Raw genomic sequence first — 19656 nt, 5'->3', positions numbered from 1 at the left:
CTCATCGTCCAAATACTGTCACCGCATGACCGAAAAACCAACAGTCGTCCTGGTCCACGGATTCTGGGGCGGTGCCGCCCATTGGGCCAACGTGATCGTCGAACTGAACCGGCGCGGCTATCAGTCGCTGCGCGCGGTGGAGAACCCTCTGACGTCGCTGGCCGACGACGCCGAGCGCACCCGCAAGATGGTCAGTCAGGTCGATGGCCCGGTCGTCCTGGTCGGGCATTCATACGGCGGCGCGGTGATCACCGAAGCCGGTGACCTGCCCAACGTGACGGCCTTGGTCTACATCGCGGCCTTCGCACCGGACGCCGGGGAGAGCCCCGGCGGAATCACCCAGGAGATGCCGCCCGCCGCGGCCGCCAACCTCGCGCCGGATTCAGATGGCTACCTGTGGGTCGCCCAGGACAAGTTCCACGAGAGCTTCTGCCAGGACCTGCCCGACGACGCCGCGCTCGTCATGGCCGTGACCCAAAAGGCACCGCTGGCATCGACTTTCGGCGACACAGTGACGGCACCGGCCTGGCGGGTCAAGCCGACGTGGTACCAGGTGTCCACGCAGGACCACATGATCCACCCCGACAACGAACGCCGCATGGCGCAGCGAATGAACCCGCGCAAGATCATCGAACTGGACGCCAGCCACGCGTCGCTGGCTTCACAGCCGGTCGCCGTGGCCGATCTGATCGACGAGGCCGCGACTCAGTCGGTCTGAGCCGGCCAGTGCTCCCGCCACTCCTCCTCTGACACCGCACCCAGCGGTGCGGCATCCAGCTCCACCGCCACTTCGTCGCCGCGGCGGGCGGCGACGATGCGGCGCTCGGTCGCCCGCACGGTGTCGATGAATTCCAGAGCCACTGTGCGCAAGGCACTTTCGGCGTCGACGTCGGGTTCGAGGGTCACCGAGGTGAGTCCCGCCGGAAGCAGATCGGCGGGCAACCCGGCCGTGCCGGTCCGTTCGATCAACTTCTGCGCCAGGGCCAGCGCCGGCAGCGCCGTCGGCACCTCGTCCATGCACGACGTCCGCGCGGCCTTCTCCAACGCCTTGCGCTCTTCCCACTGCGCGATCTGGTCTTCCAGCGAAATCTCTTGTCCGGCAAGCACTGCCGGAACCCGGTTGCCCAATTTGCGAATCAAGGTGTCGGCCACGTCGTCGATACCGAACGGGTGCAGCGGCGCGTCTTCGGCGATGCGCGCGTGGAACAGCACCTGCAGCAACACATCTCCGAGTTCCTCGCGGACGTCGTCGGCGTTGCCGCCCCGGACCGCGTCGAACAGTTCGTAGGTCTCTTCCAGCAGGTAACGGCGCAGCGAGTCATGCGTCTGCTCGCTCTCCCACGGCCCGTTGGTGCGCAGCTTGTCCATGATCATGACGGCGTCGATGAGCCGTTCCCCGGGCTGCGAACCGTCCGCCGCGATCAGCCTCTCGCCGGCCGCGAGCCGGGCCCGCACCTGCGGATGCTCCGGATCGGAGGACAGCAGCACCGGCGCCGGATTGTCGGAGTCGCCGTAGGCCGGCCGGCCCGACGGCAGGGACCACGGCACCTTGACCGGCAGCTCCTCGGTGTACTGCACGTCGCCGGTCAGAAGGGCCAGCGCGTCGATCGGCATCAGCGAGGGGCGGCGCGGATCGACCAGGACGACCGTCACTTCGACTGCCCCAGTTCTCCCACCGCACTACCTCCAAGGTCGGTTATGTCCACTTCACCGGCCGCTTTCCCGTCGAGTACCAGCAGCAATCCGGCCACCGCACGGGCCAGTTCGAGGTCACGGATGCGGGGCGCGCCGACCCCGGCGCCGGCCCGCGGAATCGGGATCTGCACCGTCGACGTGGTGGCCCGGTACGTCGCCCCGGGATACATCCGCTTGAGCCGCAGCTGCCCGGAGTCCAAGAGCGTCAGGGGCGTCAACCGGATGGTCGAGTCCGAGATCGCGCTCACCTCGGTGACCCCGTACTCGCGGCACAGCAGCCGCAGACGCGCCACGGCGACGAGGCGCTGCGCGGGTTCGGGCAGCGGTCCGTAGCGGTCCACCAACTCCTCGACGACGGACGCGACGGCCGCGTGGTCGGACGCGGCGGCCAAGCGGCGGTAGGCCTCGAGGCGCAGCCGGTCGCTGCCGATGTAGTCCGGTGGCAGGTGGGCGTCGATCGGCAGATCGACCCGCACTTCCTTCGGTTCCTCCACGGCCGCAATGGTTTTCCCGTCGACGGCGGCCCGGTAGGCCTCGACGGCCTCGCCGACGAGCCGGACGTACAGGTCGAAGCCGACGCCCGCGACGTGCCCGGACTGCTCGACACCGAGCACGTTGCCGGCGCCGCGAATCTCGAGGTCCTTCATCGCAACGGCCATACCGGCGCCCAGGTCATTGTTCTGGGCGATGGTCGCCAGCCGGTCGTGCGCGGTCTCGGTGAGCGGAACCTCGGGCGGGTACAGGAAATACGCGTAGCCGCGTTCCCGGCTGCGGCCCACACGACCACGCAGCTGGTGCAGCTGCGACAGCCCGAAGGTGTCGGCACGCTCCACGATCAGCGTGTTGGCGTTCGAGATATCAAGGCCCGTCTCGACAATCGTGGTGCACACCAGGATGTCGTAATCGCGGTTCCAGAAGCCCTCGACGGTCTTCTCCAGCATCTCCTCGGGCATCTGCCCGTGTGCCACCACCACCCGCGCCTCGGGCACCATCTGGCGTACCCGCGCGGCGGCGTTGTCGATCGACTTCACCCGGTTGTGGATGTAGAACGCCTGCCCGTCTCGCAGCAGTTCGCGTCGCAGCGCCGCGGCGACCTGCTTATCATCATGCGGCCCAACGTAAGTCAGCACCGGAAAGCGTTCCTCGGGCGGCGTGAGGATGGTCGACATCTCCCGGATGCCGGCCAGGCTCATCTCCAGGGTGCGCGGGATCGGCGTGGCGCTCATGGTCAGCACGTCGACGTGGGTGCGCATCGACTTGATGTGCTCCTTGTGCTCGACACCGAACCGCTGCTCCTCGTCGACGATCACCAGGCCGAGGTCTTTCCAGGTGACGCCGGTCGCCAGCAGCCGGTGGGTGCCGATCACCACATCGACCGAGCCGTCCTTCAAACCCTCGATCACCAAACGGGATTCGGTCGGATCGGTGAACCGCGACAGTCCCTTGACCGTCACCGGGAAACCCGCCATGCGGGCCGTGAAGGTCTGCAGATGCTGGTCGGCCAGCAGCGTCGTCGGCACGAGCACCGCGACCTGCTTGCCGTCCTGCACGGCCTTGAACGCCGCGCGGACCGCGATCTCCGTCTTGCCGTAACCGACGTCACCGCAGATGACCCGGTCCATGGGGACCGGCTTCTCCATGTCGGACTTGACCTCGGTGATGGCGGTCATCTGGTCCACGGTCTCGGTGAAGCCGAACGCATCCTCCATCTCGGCCTGCCACGGCGTATCCGGCGCGAATGCGTGCCCGGGCGCGGACTGGCGCTTGGCGTACAGCGACACCAACTCGCCGGCGATCTCACGAACGGCCTTGCGCGCCTTGGTCTTCGTGTTGGTCCAGTCGCTGCCACCGAGTCGGCTCAGCGTGGGTTCGGTGCCGCCGACGTAGCGGGACAGTTGGTCCAGCGAGTCCATCGGCACGTACAGCCGGTCCGACCCGCCACCGCGTTTGGCCGACGCGTACTCCAGCACCAGGTACTCGCGCCGGGCGCCACCTACCACCCGCTCGGTCATCTCGACGAACTTGCCGATGCCGTGCTGGTCGTGCACCACCAGGTCGCCCGCCGTCAACGCCAGCGGGTCGACGACGTTACGCCGTTTGGCGGCAAGCCTTTTGCCCTCGGCGGCCCCGGCCCGGTTGCCCGTCAGATCGGTCTCGGTGATGATCACCAGGTTGACGCCGGGTAGCACCAGACCGTCGTGCAACGGGCCCTTCAACACGCCGACGACACCGGGCTTCGGCACCGCACCTGGCTCCAACATCGTTGCGGCGACATCGGATTCGCTGAGCTGTTCGACCACGCGGTGCGCGGTACCGGTACCCGGGGTCACCACCGCCGCGAGCCCGCCGGTGGCGATGTGCGCCCGCAGCATCGCGAAAATCTCTTCGAGGCTCTGTTGGCTGCGCGCCGACGGCGCCGGCCGGATCTGCACCTCGAGCGCCGTCTCGTTGGCCAGCTGGCTCAGCGTCCACCACGGGTGGCCGCCGGCCGCCGCCGCCTCGCGGATCTCCACGAAGTCGCGGAACCCCGAACCACCGAGCTGCTCGATGTCGATCGGCGCATCGCCACCCACGGCGGCCACCGACCACGAGGCCTCCAGGAACTCGCGGCCCGTCTTGATCAGATCGGCCGCGCGGGTGCGGACCTTCTCCGGATCGCAGATCAGCAGCGGCGCACCGGCCGGCAGCCGGTCGGTGAGCAACGCCAGTTCGCCGGGCCGCAGCACCGGCAGCAGCGCCTCCATGCCGTCGACAGGAATGCCCTCGGCCAGCTTGGCCATCATGTCCGCGACGCTGCCGGTGACCTGGTTGTCACTGCTGGGCAGGCCCGCCCCGATTTCGGCGGCGCGGTCGCGAACATCGGCGGTCAGCAGCAGTTCGCGGCAGGGCACCGCGATCATGGTGTCGACGGCGATCTCGGGGATGGACCGCTGGTCGGCGACCGAGAACATGCGCATCTCGGTGACCTCGTCGCCCCAGAACTCGACGCGTACGGGGTGTTCGGCGGTGGGCGTGAAGACGTCGAGAATGCCTCCGCGGACGGCGAATTCGCCGCGTTTGCCGACCATGTCGACGCGCGTGTAGGCCAGCTCGACCAGCCGCGCCACGGTGTCGTCGAAGTCGGCCTCACCGCCGATGGTCAATGTCACCGGTTCGGCGTCGGTCACCCCGCCGGCCAGCGGCTGCAGCAGCGACCGGGCCGTGGTGACCACCACGCGCAGCGGCGGACCGAGACGGGCGTCGTCGGCATGGGCCAGCCGGCGCAGCACCGTCAGCCGCGCGCCGACGGTGTCGACGCCGGGCGAGAGCCGCTCGTGCGGCAGCGTCTCCCACGACGGGAACAGCGCCACGGCATCGCCATGGACGGCCCGCAGTTCGGCGGTGAGATCGTCGGCCTCGCGGCCCGTGGCCGTGACGACCAGCACCGGACCGGCGGCAGCCAGTGCGGCCGCGACCGGCAGCCGGGCGCTGACCGGGCCCACCAGCGCCTGCTCGGCGACGCCTTCGGCGGCATGCCGCGTCAGTTCCTGCAGGCCAGGATCGGTGAGTGCGAGTTGGACGAGCCCCGCCAACGGGGTTTGGATCGATTGCTGCCCCGGGGAGGTCATGATGCATCCGATTGTAGTTCGCAGGACTTCGTCAATATTGGGCACCGTCCCATCAAGGGATCGTCAACGGAGCGCTCACCGGGCGATTCCGGGCGCAGCCTGGAGCCATGACACTGCTCGACATCCTGCCGTCCCTGCGTGGCGCCATGCGTCCGCGCATCGACACCACCATCTGGCCGTCGACCACCCAGGTCGACGCCCTGGGACGACTGTGCGTCGGGTCGGTGGCGCTCACCGACGTGGCCGACGAGTTCGGCACGCCCGCATATGTTCTGGATGAGGCCGACTTCCGCAAGCGCGCGCAGCACTACCGCGCTTCGCTGCGCAGCGTCGAAGTCGTCTACGCCGCCCAGTCGCTGCTGACCAGGACCGTCGCCGGCTGGGTCCACGAAGCCGGCCTCGGCATGGCCGTGTGTTCGACGGCCGAGCTGGCCACGGCCCTCGCCGGCGGCATGGACCCGGCACGCATCGTCGTGCACGGCAGCGGCAAATCGGTCGACGAGCTCGCGACCGCCGCGGGGGCAGGCGTCGGCCGCATCGTGCTCGACTGCCCCATAGAAATGGCCTACCTGGCGGGCGTCGCGCGCCGGCGGCAGGCCGTGCTGCTGCAGGTGCTGCCGGGCGTCGACGTGCTGCCGACCGTGCGCCGGGCACTGGCCACCCCGCAACTGCCGCTGGTCGGGCTGTACTGCCACCTGGGCACGCAGATCGCCGAGCCGGAGGTCTACGTCGAGGCCGTGCGCGGACTCGTCGACACCATGGCCGACGTGCGCGCCGCCCATGGCGTCGTGCTCACCGAGCTGAACATCGGTGGCGGCCATGCCATCGCGTACCGGACCGGGGAACCAGAACTCGACGTGACAGCACTGGCCGATTTCCTCGAAGACGCCCTCGACGCCGCCTGCGCCGCCAACCGGTTCCCGCGCCCCCGGCTCGTCGTCGAACCCGGCCGGGCGATCAGCGGGCGCGCCGGCGTGACGCTGCACCGCGTGCAGTCGGTGTCGACCCGAACAGACGGCAGCGGCGTCGTCACGGTGGACGGCAGCCACCCCCACTCTGCGCCGGTCGCGAATTACACTGTGGCCCTTGCCAATCGGCACCCGCTCGGACCGACGCGCCGGACCACCATCGTCGGGCGCGACGGCACGGCCATCGCCGACGACCTCGAGCTGCCCGACGACGTCCACCCGGGCGATCTGCTCGCCACGGCGTGCACCGGCGCCTACCACCACAGCACCGCGTCGAACTTCACCATGACGACCCGGCCACCGGTGATCGCCGTGTGCGACCGCCGGGTCCGGCCGCTGATCCGCCGAGAGACCACCGCGGACCTGCTGCTGCGCGACTGCGGGTAAGAACGTCAATCGAGCGTGAGCTTGTGTGCCAACTCTGCGCCGAATGTCGCACACAAGCTCAGGTTCGGCACGGCAGCACTCAGCCCTCGTCGTGCAGCGCCGGGTCCGACTCGAGATGCGTCAGGCCATTCCACATCAGATTGACCAGGTGCGCCGCGACCACTTCCTTCTTCGGTTCGCGGGTGTCCAGCCACCACTGCGCGGACATCGACACCGAGCCGACGAGCGCCTGCGCATAGAGCGGGGCCAGCTCCGGGTCGAGCCCGCGGCGGGAGAAGTCGCCGGCCAGGATCGAGCTGACCTGGTTGACCGCGTCGTTGAGCAGCGTCGAGTAGGTGCCCGACGTGATGGCCGCCGGCGAATCCCTGATCAGGATGCGGAAGCCGTCGGTGTGCTCCTCGACGTAGGTCAGCAGTGCCAGTGCCACCCGCTCGACGCGCACCCGGGACCGGTTGTTGGTCAGCGACGACGTGATGCCGTCGAGCAGTGCGGACATCTCCCGGTCGACGACGACGGCGTACAGCCCTTCCTTACCGCCGAAATGCTCGTAGACCACCGGCTTGGAGACGTTGGCGCGCTGCGCGATCTCCTCGATGGACGTGCCGTCGTAACCGCGCTCGGCGAACAGAGACTTGGCGATCTCGATCAGCTGTTGACGGCGTTCACTGCCGGTCATGCGCGCACGAGGACTGCGCGCTCCGTTCTCCGCCGCTGCCATGGTCGCCAGCGTATCCGCTTGCACTAGAGTCTCTGGCGAGTAATCCGTCGTGGTGTAATCGGCAGCACCTCTGATTTTGGTTCAGATAGTTCAGGTTCGAGTCCTGGCGACGGAGCAAGTCAAGTAGTGCACAGCGCGAAGCAGTCAAAGCGCGACATCGCGTAGAGAGAGGCGTACGTGACTCGAGGCGAAGCCGCTGTCATCGTCCTGGCGGCCGGGTCGGGCACCCGGATGCGCTCCGACATTCCCAAGGTCCTGCATACGCTGGCCGGCCGCAGCATGCTTGCGCACGCGCTGCATGCCGTCGCCAAGGTCAACCCGACGCACCTCGTCGTGGTCGTCGGCAAGGAACGCGAGCGGGTCACCGCGCATGTGCACGAGATCGCGGGCGGACTCGGCCGGACCGTCACCGTCGCCATCCAGGACGAGCAGCTCGGCACCGGGCATGCCGTCAGCTGCGGCCTGTCTGTCCTGCCCGACGATTTCGCCGGCACCGTCGTCGTCACCGCGGGAGACGTGCCGCTGCTCGACGCCGGCACCCTCGAGGGCCTCGTCGAGACTCACGCGACCGCCACCGCGGCCGCCACGGTGCTCACCACGACCGTCAGTAACCCGACGGGCTATGGCCGCATCCTGCGCACGCAGGACCATGAGGTGATCGGCATCGTCGAGCAGGCCGACGCCACCGACTCCCAGCGCGCCATCCGCGAGGTGAACTCCGGTGTGTACGCATTCGACGCGGCGGCCCTGCGCTCGGCGCTGAGCCGGCTGCGTTCGGACAACGCCCAGCAGGAGCTCTACCTCACCGACGCCATCTCGATCGTGCGCGGCGACGGTCAGATCGTCCGGGCCCACCACGTCGACGACAGCGCGCAGGTCTCCGGTGTGAACGACCGCGTGCAGCTGTCCGAAGTGGCCGCCGAGCTGAACCGCCGCATCATCGCCGGTCACCAGCGCGCCGGCGTCACGATCATCGACCCGGCCACCACCTGGATCGACGTCGACGTCAGCATCGGCCGCGACACCGTCGTCAAGCAGTGCACCCAACTCCTCGGCGCCACCGACATCGGCGCGAACTGCACCATCGGCCCCGACACCACGCTGACCGACATGGAGGTCGGCGACGGCGCCGAGGTGATCCGCACCCACGGGCAGCTGGCGGTCATCGGTGCCGGCGCCACCGTCGGCCCCTTCACGTACCTGCGGCCGGGCACCGAACTGGGCGCCGACGGCAAGTTGGGCGCGTTCGTCGAGGTCAAGAACTCGAAGATCGGCACCGGCACCAAGGTGCCGCACCTGACCTACGTCGGGGACGCCGACATCGGCGAGTACAGCAACATCGGCGCATCCAGCGTCTTCGTCAACTACGACGGCGAGAACAAGAACCGCACCACCATCGGTTCGCACGTGCGCACCGGCTCGGACACGATGTTCGTCGCGCCGGTGACCGTCGGCGACGGCGCCTACACCGGCGCCGGCACCGTGGTCCGCGAGGACGTGCCCCCCGGTGCACTGGCCGTTTCGAAGGGCGAACAGCGCAATATCGAGGGCTGGGTGGAGCGCAAACGCCCCGACTCCAAGGCCGCCGACGCCGCCCGCAAAGCACGCGGCGAAAGCTGATCCCGACACCTGATGTTGGCAATCCGGTAACCCGGCAACCGGACCGGGTTACCGGTAAGTACCATTACGCCGTATCGATCCCCCACCGCGAAAGCAGCACACAGTGGCCACGGACTGGACCGACAACCGCAAAAACCTGATGCTCTTCTCGGGGCGAGCGCACCCCGAACTGGCGGAACAGGTCGCCAAAGAGCTCGGCATCGAGGTCACCCCGCAGACGTCCCGCGACTTCGCGAACGGCGAGATCTTCGTCCGCTTCGACGAGTCCGTGCGCGGCTGCGACGCCTTCGTGCTGCAGAGCCACCCCGCGCCGCTGAACCAGTGGCTGATGGAACAGCTCATCATGATCGACGCGCTCAAGCGCGGGTCGGCCAAGCGGATCACCGCGATCCTGCCGTTCTACCCGTACGCACGCCAGGACAAGAAGCACCGCGGCCGCGAGCCCATCTCGGCCCGCCTGGTCGCCGACCTGCTCAAGACCGCCGGAGCGGACCGCATCGTCTCGGTCGATCTGCACACCGACCAGATTCAGGGCTTCTTCGACGGTCCGGTCGACCACATGCGCGGTCAGTCGCTGCTGTGCGGCTACATCGGTGACAAGTACGGCGACTCCGACCTCGTCGTCGTCTCCCCCGACTCGGGTCGCGTGCGCGTCGCCGAGAAGTGGGCCGACTCCCTGGGCGGCGTGCCGCTGGCCTTCATCCACAAGACTCGCGACCCGCTGGTCCCCAACCAGGTCAAGGCCAACCGCGTCGTCGGCGACGTCAAGGGCAAGACCTGCATCCTGACCGACGACATGATCGACACCGGTGGCACCATCGCCGGCGCGGTCAAGCTGCTGCGCGAAGACGGGGCCAAGGACGTCATCATCGCCGCCACTCACGGCGTGCTGTCCGACCCGGCGGCCCAGCGCCTCGCCGACTGCGGCGCCCGTGAGGTCATCGTCACCAACACGCTGCCCATCACGCCGGACAAGCAGTTCCCGGCCCTGACCGTGCTGTCGATCGCGCCACTGGTGGCCGCGACCATCCGTGCGGTGTTCGAAAACGGCTCGGTCACCGGCCTTTTCGACGGATCCGCCTAAATGGCCCGGATTCTTCACAATCCCAAGTGCTCGACCTCCCGCAAGACGCTGGATCTGTTGCGGGAGAACGGCATTGAGCCTGAGGTCGTGCAGTACCTGAAGACGCCGCCGACCCGAGCCGAACTCGCGGCGATGATCAAAGATGCGGGCATCGACGTGCGTACCGCGGTGCGCAAGCGCGAATCCCTCTACGCCGAGCTGAATCTGGCCGACGCCACGGACGAGCAGCTGCTCGACGCCATGGCCGAACATCCGATTCTGATCGAGCGGCCGTTCGTCGTCACCGACAAGGGCACCCGACTGGCCCGCCCGATCGACGCGGTCCGCGAGATTCTGTGACCCTGCAGCGGATCGTTGGGGCGTTGCTGTCCACTGCGACTGCGCTGACCCTCGCCGCGTGCGACGCGAAAACACCTGACTACAAGTCGATCTGGTCGACTGCGCCGACCACCTCCAGCACGACGCCGGTGGACAAGGCCAGCCTGATTCCGTTCCCGGACTACCTGAACAAGCTGGGTGTGCAGAGCAAGCAGGTGGTGCCCGACCAGCTCACCGATCTCAAGGTGACACTGCCCCGGCCGCCGGGCTGGACGGGATACAAGAACCTCAACTACTCGCCCGGCACCGTGACGATCGCCAAGAACGACACCTATCCCCTGGCGATGCTGATGGTGTTCCAGTTGTCCGGCGACTTCGATGTCAAGGACGCCCTCAAGCATTCCGATGCCGACGCACTGCTGTCCGAGAACTTCAAGAAGCTCTACAGCTCGGGCGAAGACTTCCAGGGCTACCCGTCGGCGATGATCGAGGGCAGCTACGACCTGCACAACCGCCGGATGCAGTCCTACAACCGGATCGTCATCGCGCAGCCGTCGCCGCCACGGCCCGGAATCCACTACCTGATCCAGCTGACCGTCACCACGTACGCCGAACAAGCCAAGGAACAGGCCGGCGACATCGAGGCGATCATCAAGGGCTTCTCGGTCGGCCCCAAGTAGCCGCACCCCACTAAGCTCGCGGTCATGAGTGAATGGACCGGCCAATGGACGAATGCCGACCTGCCGTCTTTCGCCGGCCGCACCGTCATCGTCACCGGCGCCAACAGTGGCCTCGGTGAGGTCACCGCCCGTGAACTGGCCCGCGTCGGCGCCAAGGTCATCCTGGCCTGCCGCAACACCGCCAAGGGTGACGCCGCCGCCGCGGGCATGACGGGCGACGTCGAGGTCCGGCCCCTGGATCTGCAAAGCCTGGCCTCGGTGCGCGAGTTCGCCGCCGGTGTAGATGCCGTCGATGTCCTGGTCAACAACGCCGGCATCATGGCCGTGCCCTTCTCGGTGACCGAGGACGGTTTCGAGAGCCAGATCGGCACCAACCACCTGGGTCATTTCGCCCTGACCAACCTGCTGCTGCCGAAGATCACCGACCGCGTGGTCACGGTGTCGTCGATGCTGCACATGCTGGGCCACATCAGCCTGAAAGACCTGAACTGGAAGTCGCGGCCGTACTCGGCATGGTTGGCGTACGGGCAGTCCAAGCTGGCGAACCTGCTGTTCACCAAGGACCTGCAGCGCCGGTTGTCGCTGGCCGACTCCCCGGTCCGGGCGCTGACCGCGCATCCGGGCTACTCGGCCACCAACCTGCAGGGCCACACCGGCAGCGAGCTGGGCGACAAGTTCTGGCTCGCCGCCAACAAGCTCGGCACCGACGCATCCTTCGGCGCCCGTCAGACGCTGTTCGCGGCGTCGCAGGAGCTGCCCGGCAACACGTTCGTCGGCCCGAAATTCGGTATGCGCGGGCCCACCGGCCCGACACAGCTGATCACGCCGGCCGGCCGGTCAGCGCGCACCGCGACCGCGCTCTGGGACCTGTCCGCCCAGCTCACCGCCACCGAATTTCCGCTGTAAGGGGCCAGTCCGCTAGTCTGACTGACGATCACGGCGAGGGTCGGTCTGATTTCAGACCACCGTTATCGACGGGAACTTCAGCACTGACGTGCTTCAGCCCTGGCCGTGCCACCCAGTAGATACGGCATCAGGAGCGATTCACATGGCCAAGAACGCGGCCCCCACCTCGAACAATCTGACCGCTGCGGTCCGCACCCGGACCGGCAAGGGCGCCTCGCGTCTGGCCCGTCGCGAAGGCCGCGTGCCCGTCGTCCTGTACGGCCACGGCACCGACCCGCAGCACCTGGAGATCAACGCCCACGACTTCGCCGCCGTGCTGCGCCACTCGGGCACCAACGCGGTGCTGACCCTGGACATCGCCGGCAAGGAGCAGCTCGCGCTGACCAAGCAGATCGTCATTCACCCGATCAAGCGCAACATCGAGCACGCCGACCTGATCGTCGTGAAGCGTGGCGAGAAGGTCACCGTCGACGTGAACGTCGTCGTCGAGGGTGACGCCGCCTCCGGCACCCTGGTCACCCAGGACGCCAACACCATCCAGGTCGAGGCTGACGTCCAGTCGATCCCCGAGCACCTGACCCTGTCGGTCGAGGGCATCGAGGCCGGCACCCAGATCCTGGCCGGCCAGGTCGAGCTGCCCAAGGGTGTCACCCTGGTGACCGACGCCGAGACCCTGGTGGTCAACGTCGTCGCGGCGCCGACCGCTGAGGACCTCGAGTCCGAGGGCGCCGGCCAGGAAGAGGCCGCTTCGGGCGAAGAGGCCGCCGCCGAGGGCGAGGCTGCCGAAGAGGCCGCCGCCGAGTCGGAGTAGTCCGCTTTGGCCGAGCCACTGCTGGTGGTCGGCCTGGGCAATCCTGGGCCGCGCTACGAAACAACGCGGCACAACGTTGGATTTCTGGTTGCCGACATCCTGGCCGAGCGCATCGGCTCAGGATTCAAGGTGCACAAGAAGTCCGGAGCTGAAGTCACCACGGGCCGGCTGGGAGGCCGGTCCGTGGTGCTCGCCAAGCCGCGCACCTACATGAACGAATCCGGTAGGCACGTCGGGCCTTTGGCGAAGTTCTATTCCGTCGCACCGGCTGATGTCGTGGTGCTCCACGACGAGCTCGACATCGATTTCGGCCGCATCCGGCTCAAATTCGGTGGCGGCGAGGGCGGTCACAATGGCCTGCGGTCCGTGGCTTCAGCCTTGGGCACCAAGGACTTTCAACGCGTGCGCATCGGTGTCGGCCGCCCGCCGGGCCGGCAGGACCCCGCGGCGTTCGTGCTGGAGAACTTCAATTCGAAGGAACGGCCCGAGTTGGGCACCATCCTCGAACAAGCCGCTGACGCAACGGAATTGCTGCTGCAGCATGGCGTCGAGGCGGCACAGAACACCGTCCACGCCTGGTAGTCATTTTTTGGTGTAGAGCCACGAAAACCCCCAAATTCCACCGAATTTGGGGGTTTTCGCGACTAATGACGAAAGCAGCTATCCGCAGATGTGCTGGCGGTCAACCGCATCCGTGTAGCAGTTACGACGGCCCTGGGCACCCACCCGCGAGCTCTGGGTGGTGTCCTGAGTACGGACGCCCGGCGTCGCCTTGATCGCCACGCTGCCGTTCGTCTCACAGGTAGAGGTGGCGCCGGAGTCCTGACAGGTCGGGCGGGCACCTGCAATGGGCGCCATGATGCCGCTGACCGAGGCCAGGCCCACCAGCAGAGCGGCCATCCTGCGCTTGCTTTGATGAGTCATGTCACCTTCTCACTATTCAGGGAAGGTCGCCTGCCTCCGGTCCGTCATCGACGGGCTGAAAACCACTAACACGCCTTCCAACAACGCATGTTAGGTCGACTATATGTTTCGGCCATGTATCCACGCCATTAACTCATGGCGAACTCAAATGTAAGTGAGCAGGCGAAATGCGGTGAGCTGGCGGTCTGCCAAATGCCGGTGAGCAACGTCACCGAAAAGGCGAGGAACTTTCCCACGCAACGGAATTCGTCGCGACCGTCGCGGGCGCGCCGCAAATTACGGGCACGACCACGCCAGCGTCGGTGAATCCGCGGCAAGTGGGGTGTTGTTGGCCGCGGCCCGGTTGAACGCCTCCTGGCGGGCCTCGTCGACCGTCCGTCCGGCGCCCCCGGCGACCACGCCACTGTCGGGAGCGTTGACGTTGACGATGCACAACCGGTCGTTGGTGACCTCGTCGCTGGTGCACTGGACCGCACCGGCACGCTTGCAGGCCGCGATCACCGCGGCGGAGGCGGCAGGGACGTCAGGCCCGGTTGCGGAGAAGCCGACGATGACGCCGCCCCGCACCCCGGAGCCGACGGCCGCGGCGATGTCGTTCGTCCCGTCGACCAAGCCCGCCGGAGCTTCAGCGCAAGCCGGCACCGCGGCGATGGCGCACGCGCCGAGCGCTGCCACCGCAGCCGCAATCACACGCCCCATGTGTCTGCAGATCCTCTCGTCAATAATTCAGCGAGATTACCCGGGACTCACAGCTTTCGCTCAGCGAAGCGGGCCATCCGACCCGCGCGAAAAACGTAAAAACTCCCGATTTCCGAAGAAATCGGGAGTTTTCATCTGGCCCCGCGAGCAGCGGTACCCGCTGCTCGCAGCAAGACCTAGCCGGTGACGAGTTCCACCGAGTTGGCACGCCGCAGCTTGCCGGACGGGGTCTTCGGGATGGTGCCCGGGCCCAGGACGACGACGTTGCGCGGCCGCACGTCGACCTCGGTCACGACCTCGTGCGCCACCTGATGCTCGATGCGACGCACCTCAACCGGGTCCTGCCACGCGTTGGACTCGACTGCGACCGCGAAGGTTTCCCGCGAGTGACCGGCGTCGAGACGCACCGCGACGGCGCAGCCCGGGCGCACGCCCTCGACGCGACCGGCGGCCCGCTCGATGTCGGTCGGATAGATGTTGCGGCCCGCCATGATGATGACGTCCTTCACCCGGCCACAGACGACGACGTTGCGCTCCTCGGTGATGTATCCGAGGTCACCGGTGTCGTACCAACCGCTCTCGTCCTGCGTCGGCAGGAAGCCGGCCATGGTGATGTAGCCGGGAGTCACCGATTCGCCGCGGAGCTGGATGACGCCGACACCGCGCTCGGGCAGGACGTTTCCGTCCTCGTCGACGACGCGGGCCTCGAGGTCGCGCAGCAGCGGACCGAGCGAGGCCAGCCGGCGGGTGTTGCCCTTCGACGCGGGCACGGCGCGACGCAGCGCCGCCAGCAGGTCGGCGTCGACCTCGTCGACGACCAGACCGGCGTTGCACGGCGAGAACGACACGGCAAGGCAGGTCTCGGCCATGCCGTAGGCCGGCAGGATGGCCGACGCCTTCAGCCCGAACGGCTTACCGGCATCGATGAGGTCTTCGACGTCGGCGGGGTCGACGGGCTCGGCGCCGGACAGCGCGAACCGCAGGGTGGACAGGTCGTATTCGCCGGGCTTGGCCTGGCGGCGCAGCCGCTTGGCGAACAACGCGTAGGCGAAGTTCGGGGCCGCCGTCATGGTGCCCTTGTACTTGTCGATGAGCTTGGCCCAGAGCAGGGTGTCGCGCAGGAAGTCCATGGGCGTGACCTTGACCAGCTCGGCACCGAAGTACATCGGGATGGTGAGGAAGCCGACCATGCCCATGTCGTGGAAGCAGGGCAGCCAGCTGACCATGACGTCCTTGTCGACGTCGTACTCGGCGCCGATGAACATGGCCTCGGCGTTGGAGAAGATGTTGCGGTGCGTGATCTGCACGGCCTTGGGAGACCCGGTCGAGCCACTCGTCAGCTGCATCAGCGCGAGGTCGTCTTCGCCGGTCTCGACAGGGTCGATCGGCTCGGCCGCCAGCAGGTCCTCGACCTTGAGGACCTGCAGGCCCTTCTCCTCCAGCACGGGGATCGCGACGAGGAACGGTTCGGAGACGACGACGGCCTTGGCCTCGATCATGCTGATGACGTTCATGGTGTCTTCAGCCCAGACGGCGAGGTCGGTGCGCGGCGTCGGCTGGTGCAGCATCGTCAGGCTGGCGCCGCGCATCCAGATGCCCTGCACGGTCGGGGCGATCTCGACCGGGAAACCGGCCAGCACACCGATCTTGTCGCCGTGACCGATTCCGGCCGCTGCCAGGCCACCGGCAACGCGCCGGGCCCGCTCGTGGACCTCGCCCCAGGTGTGGCGCACCGGCTCGTGCGGCTCACCGGTGACCATGCCCCGCTGCGAGGTACGAGCGTTGTAGTACATCTTGTCGGTAAATCGGCTCACGACAACCTCCTGAGGTCAGGCGCCACTGCCCGTCGTTCCATAGTCCGTCCGGTGACAGGCGCACTTGTAGAGGCGCGCACGCACAATTCGGCCGCGGTTATATCTCGAATCGATGGCTCCGATGCCATGACCCCGGCGCTGCGCATTCCCTCACCGACACCGCCGATGAGAGAAACCATTGCGTTCCACGCCTGGCCGCTGGCATACACCACCGATCATCTTAAGAGACTCTTAAGTAGCTAACAAACTGTTGGCCGAATTGAGTGCTGAGTCACACTGGGCGGCACACCCGATCAGGCGTGCTTGCTCGGCGCCGGCACCACCCTGGCGCCGTGCACCGGGCCGCTGGCTACGCGGACCGTCCGGCACACCCCCGCGCCGGAGAGCTGGGTGCCGACCTCGACCGCATCGTCGGCGGAGGCGCACAGGAAAGCGCATGTCGGCCCGGACCCGGACACGATGCCCGCCAGCGCGCCGGCTTCGACGCCCGCCCGCAGGGTGCGCCGCAGCCCGGTGTCGAGGCTGACGGCCGCGGGTTGCAGGTCATTGCCCAGCAGCGGCGCCAGTTCGCGTGGGTCGCCGGACGCCAACGCGCCCAGCAGCGGCTCGGGGTCGTCCAACGCCGGCGGGCCCCCCGCCCGGTCGTCGTCCCGCAGGTTGTCCAGTTCGGCGAAAACCTTCGGCGTGGACAATCCACCCTCGGCGAAAGCCAGTACCCAATGAAAAGTGTTGCGCGCCAGCACCGTTGCCAGCTGCTCGCCACGGCCGGTGCCCAGCGCCGTGCCGCCGTGCAGCGCGAACGGCACATCGCTGCCCAGTCGCGCTGCCAACACGTGCAGGTCCCGCCGGGGGACGCCGAGCTCCCAGAGGTTGTTCATCGCGACCAGCACGGCGGCCGCGTCGGCGCTGCCGCCGGCCATGCCACCGGCCACCGGGATGGACTTGTTGATCGAGATGGCGACGTCGGGCGCCCGACCGACATGTTCGGCCATCAGTTCCGCGGCCCGCCATGCGAGGTTGCGGTGGTCCGTCGGCAGACCCTCGGCGCCGTCGCCGAACATCTCCACCGACAGCAGATCGGCGTTGCGGACCGTCACCTCGTCGAACAGGGAAACGGCGTGGAACACCGTGGTCAGCTCGTGGTAGCCGTCATCGCGGCAGTCGCCGACACCGAGATACAGGTTCACCTTGCCCGGCACGCGGACGGTCACCGAGCCTGTGGGTACCCACTCAGAAGCAGTGTTTCCATCCGACGTAGACACGCCACGACAGTAACGCCCGCGGCGCGGGCCACAACACCAAGTGCGGAAAAGCCCCGCCCGGCGGCCCCTAGTGGGCGGCGTCGACCTGCTGGTCGGACTCCGGCGCTTCGATCTGCTGGCCGGCCCGCTGCTCACGGTCCAGCTCGCCCGAACGCTGCAGCAGTCGCACGAAGTCGGCGATCGCCAGGGTCTCGCCGCGGCGTGCCGGATCGATGCTGGCGGCCAGCAGGCGCTCGGCCGACGCATTGCCCGAACCCGCCCACTCGGCGAACGCGTTGCGCGACGTCTTGCGCCGCTGCGCGAAGGCGATGTCGATCAGGTTGAACACCTGTGAGCGGAAGCTGTCGTCGGTCGGCCACGGCGTGGTCTCGTGCCGGTCGATCCGGACCAGGCCCGAGTAGACGCGTGGGATCGGCCAGAAGACCGTCGGCGACACCATGCCGTAGCGCCGGACGTTGCCGAAGAACCGCACCTTGGCGCTGGGCACCCCGTAGTCCTTGGTGCCCGGGTCGGCGGCGAGGCGCTCGGCGACCTCGGCCTGGACCATCACCATGACGGTGCGGATGGTCGGGAATTCCGAGAGCAGGTGCAGGATGGCCGGCACGGCGACGTTGTACGGCAGGTTCGCGACCAACGCGGTCGGCTGCTCGTCCAGGTCGGACGGCACCAGGTCGAGCACGTCGCGGTTCAGCACGGTCAACCGGCCGATCTCGCTGTGGGAATGCTCGGCGACCGTCGTGGGCAGCTGGCGGGCCAGCACCGGGTCGATCTCGACCGCCGTCACCTTCGCGCCCCGGTCCAGCAGCGCCAGCGTCAGCGAGCCCAGACCCGGGCCCACTTCCAAGACGTGGGACTGCCGGTTCACGCCGGAAGCCGACACGATGCGGCGCACCGTGTTGGCGTCATGCACGAAGTTTTGTCCGAAAGCCTTACGCGGCCGGAAATCAAGCTCTTTTGCCAAATGCCGGATTTCGGTTCGACCGAGTAGCCGGATCGTCATCGTGCCCCAATTCTCCCGCTACACACAGGCCAGGCACCCCAACCTTGGCGGGCTCGCGTCACTTCAGCAATCGCGATCTGCTCTTCACGTGTCGCAAGATCAGCTCTCGCAGCATAACGCAGACCACCCTGTCGCTCCCAGGTGTTCTGATCAAATTGGACGCCACCGTAAAAACCATTACCGGTATTGATGGCCCAGTTGCCGGTGGACTCGCAACGCGCCAGTGCGTCCCAGGCAGCTCCCTGCGCCACCGGCGGCACCTCGGTACCGGGCTTCGCGCCGATCCGCAGCACGCCGTCCCGTGCCGGAGTCAGCACCTGATTGGAGACCGGCAACCGCCCGGTCTCCACACCATTGACCGTGGCAACGGCGAACGTGACGTTCTGGGTGCCGGCCTGGCCCGGATCGTCGACCACCTTGCGGCTCATGTTGAGCGCGGGGTCCGGAACCTGGTTCATGGCGGGCGCCAACGGCGACTCCATGGTCACCTGCTGCAGCCGGATGCGGGTGACGTCGATCTGCATGCCCTCGGTCACCGGAGTGGCCGCTGCGGGGACGACGGTGTCGCGCTGCTCCAGCGGCGCACCGGCGGCGGCCAGCAGGCCCGCCACGTTCGCGGCGGCCAGGTGCACCTGGCGCGGCACACCGCCGTCGACGATGGTGACGTTGCGGGCGCTGACCACGGGAAGCGACATCCCGGCGAGCGGCACGCGGGTGGCGCGGTCGGCCGCGACGGGCGCGGTGTCGGTCATGGACAGTTGCTTGAGGGCGTCCTGCACGGTGGCCGCGGTGGTCCACACCTGACGGGTGTTCTGGCCGTCGAGCGAGATCTCGACCGGGCGGCTGCGGCGCAGCACGATGTTGTCGGACTCGTGCACTTCCTGGTCGGCCGCGGGGAACAGGTCGTCGCGCTCGCCGACGGCGAAGCCGTTCTCGGTCAGGACGTCGCCGATGCGGGTCTTCATGGTCTGCACCGTCATCGGTGCGCCGTCGATGGTGAGGGTGACGGTCTTGTGGTTCGCGACGGCAAACCCTCCGGCGACGGTCAGCGTGGCGAGGAAGGCCCCGGTCACGCCGCGGAGCAGCGGCGAGCGCGCATCATGCAACTTGTTCAGAACGTTCAAGGCGTCAATCCCGTGTCTATCGGGCCCGAGGTGGCCCC

18 protein-coding genes and 1 tRNA gene are annotated in these 19656 nt (G+C 67.8%); 10 read left to right on the top strand and 9 right to left on the bottom strand.

From position 1 onward, the window contains the following. The first annotated feature begins 25 nt into the window (after nt 1–25). Nucleotides 26–718: an alpha/beta hydrolase gene (locus tag ACWW1C_RS04590; RefSeq protein ID WP_455982346.1), complete on the top strand. Its 693-nt coding sequence runs from the start codon at nt 26–28 to the stop codon at nt 716–718. Here the strand turns inward: ACWW1C_RS04590 and ACWW1C_RS04585 are convergent. Both ACWW1C_RS04585 and mfd read right to left on the bottom strand, forming a co-directional pair. After that, nucleotides 706–1653, bottom strand: coding sequence for a nucleoside triphosphate pyrophosphohydrolase (locus tag ACWW1C_RS04585; protein WP_455982345.1), 948 nt, complete (start codon nt 1651–1653; stop codon nt 706–708). The genes ACWW1C_RS04590 and ACWW1C_RS04585 overlap by 13 nt on opposite strands. Continuing rightward, nucleotides 1650–5303, bottom strand: a complete 3654-nt coding sequence (mfd, locus tag ACWW1C_RS04580; RefSeq protein WP_455982344.1) for a transcription-repair coupling factor — start codon at nt 5301–5303, stop codon at nt 1650–1652. The genes ACWW1C_RS04585 and mfd overlap by 4 nt, the downstream gene beginning before the upstream one ends. A gap of 107 nt (nt 5304–5410) precedes the next feature. On the opposite strand from mfd, the gene ACWW1C_RS04575 reads away from it, so the two are divergent. Then, a complete protein-coding gene (locus ACWW1C_RS04575; protein WP_455982343.1) occupies nt 5411–6658 on the top strand; it encodes a diaminopimelate decarboxylase family protein in 1248 nt (415 codons plus the stop codon). 79 nt (nt 6659–6737) lie between these two features. On the opposite strand, the gene ACWW1C_RS04570 is transcribed toward ACWW1C_RS04575, so the two are convergent. Then, nucleotides 6738–7334: a TetR family transcriptional regulator gene (locus tag ACWW1C_RS04570; protein ID WP_455984142.1), complete on the bottom strand. Its 597-nt coding sequence runs from the start codon at nt 7332–7334 to the stop codon at nt 6738–6740. Nucleotides 7335–7419: 85 nt separating this feature from the next. Here ACWW1C_RS04570 and ACWW1C_RS04565 point away from each other — a divergent pair. The 8 genes from ACWW1C_RS04565 to pth all read left to right on the top strand — a co-directional run bounded on the left by ACWW1C_RS04565 (nt 7420) and on the right by pth (nt 13377). Beyond that, nucleotides 7420–7491 (top strand) — tRNA-Gln (locus ACWW1C_RS04565). A 116-nt stretch (nt 7492–7607) separates the two neighbouring features. Then, on the top strand, nt 7608–8996 hold the full coding sequence (gene glmU / locus ACWW1C_RS04560; protein WP_455984141.1) for a bifunctional UDP-N-acetylglucosamine diphosphorylase/glucosamine-1-phosphate N-acetyltransferase GlmU: 1389 nt from the start codon (nt 7608–7610) through the stop codon (nt 8994–8996). 103 nt (nt 8997–9099) lie between these two features. Next, nucleotides 9100–10080, top strand: coding sequence for a ribose-phosphate pyrophosphokinase (locus ACWW1C_RS04555; RefSeq protein ID WP_455982342.1), 981 nt, complete (start codon nt 9100–9102; stop codon nt 10078–10080). Beyond that, nucleotides 10081–10419, top strand: a complete 339-nt coding sequence (arsC, locus tag ACWW1C_RS04550) for an arsenate reductase (glutaredoxin) (RefSeq protein ID WP_455982341.1) — start codon at nt 10081–10083, stop codon at nt 10417–10419. A 2-nt stretch (nt 10420–10421) separates the two neighbouring features. Further along, a complete protein-coding gene (locus tag ACWW1C_RS04545) occupies nt 10422–11078 on the top strand; it encodes an LpqN/LpqT family lipoprotein (RefSeq protein WP_455984140.1) in 657 nt (218 codons plus the stop codon). 24 nt (nt 11079–11102) lie between these two features. Then, on the top strand, nt 11103–11984 hold the full coding sequence (locus ACWW1C_RS04540) for an oxidoreductase (protein WP_455982340.1): 882 nt from the start codon (nt 11103–11105) through the stop codon (nt 11982–11984). A gap of 142 nt (nt 11985–12126) precedes the next feature. Next, the gene (locus ACWW1C_RS04535) at nt 12127–12795 is read left to right on the top strand and encodes a 50S ribosomal protein L25/general stress protein Ctc (protein ID WP_455982339.1); all 669 of its coding nucleotides are present in this window, start codon (nt 12127–12129) and stop codon (nt 12793–12795) included. A gap of 6 nt (nt 12796–12801) precedes the next feature. After that, a complete protein-coding gene (gene pth, locus ACWW1C_RS04530; protein ID WP_267315522.1) occupies nt 12802–13377 on the top strand; it encodes an aminoacyl-tRNA hydrolase in 576 nt (191 codons plus the stop codon). A gap of 78 nt (nt 13378–13455) precedes the next feature. Here the strand turns inward: pth and ACWW1C_RS04525 are convergent, their stop codons facing one another. From ACWW1C_RS04525 to ACWW1C_RS04500, 6 genes are all read right to left on the bottom strand, one after another. After that, entirely contained in the window at nt 13456–13719 is a 264-nt protein-coding gene (locus tag ACWW1C_RS04525; protein ID WP_455982338.1) for a hypothetical protein, read from the bottom strand. A 276-nt stretch (nt 13720–13995) separates the two neighbouring features. Next, entirely contained in the window at nt 13996–14418 is a 423-nt protein-coding gene (locus tag ACWW1C_RS04520; protein WP_455982337.1) for a hypothetical protein, read from the bottom strand. Nucleotides 14419–14594: 176 nt separating this feature from the next. Next, a complete protein-coding gene (locus tag ACWW1C_RS04515; RefSeq protein ID WP_455982336.1) occupies nt 14595–16232 on the bottom strand; it encodes a fatty acyl-AMP ligase in 1638 nt (545 codons plus the stop codon). 293 nt (nt 16233–16525) lie between these two features. Next, nucleotides 16526–17494, bottom strand: coding sequence for a 4-(cytidine 5'-diphospho)-2-C-methyl-D-erythritol kinase (locus ACWW1C_RS04510; protein ID WP_455982335.1), 969 nt, complete (start codon nt 17492–17494; stop codon nt 16526–16528). Nucleotides 17495–17561: 67 nt separating this feature from the next. Then, nucleotides 17562–18494: a 16S rRNA (adenine(1518)-N(6)/adenine(1519)-N(6))-dimethyltransferase RsmA gene (gene rsmA, locus ACWW1C_RS04505; RefSeq protein WP_455982334.1), complete on the bottom strand. Its 933-nt coding sequence runs from the start codon at nt 18492–18494 to the stop codon at nt 17562–17564. Next, entirely contained in the window at nt 18491–19618 is a 1128-nt protein-coding gene (locus ACWW1C_RS04500) for a transglycosylase family protein (RefSeq protein ID WP_455982333.1), read from the bottom strand. The genes rsmA and ACWW1C_RS04500 overlap by 4 nt, the downstream gene beginning before the upstream one ends. Nucleotides 19619–19656: the final 38 nt, after the last annotated feature.

This window comes from Mycobacterium sp. HM-7 (assembly GCF_053852335.1).
Note: the sequence above shows the minus strand (reverse complement) of the source record. Positions and strands in the feature narration are given on the sequence as shown.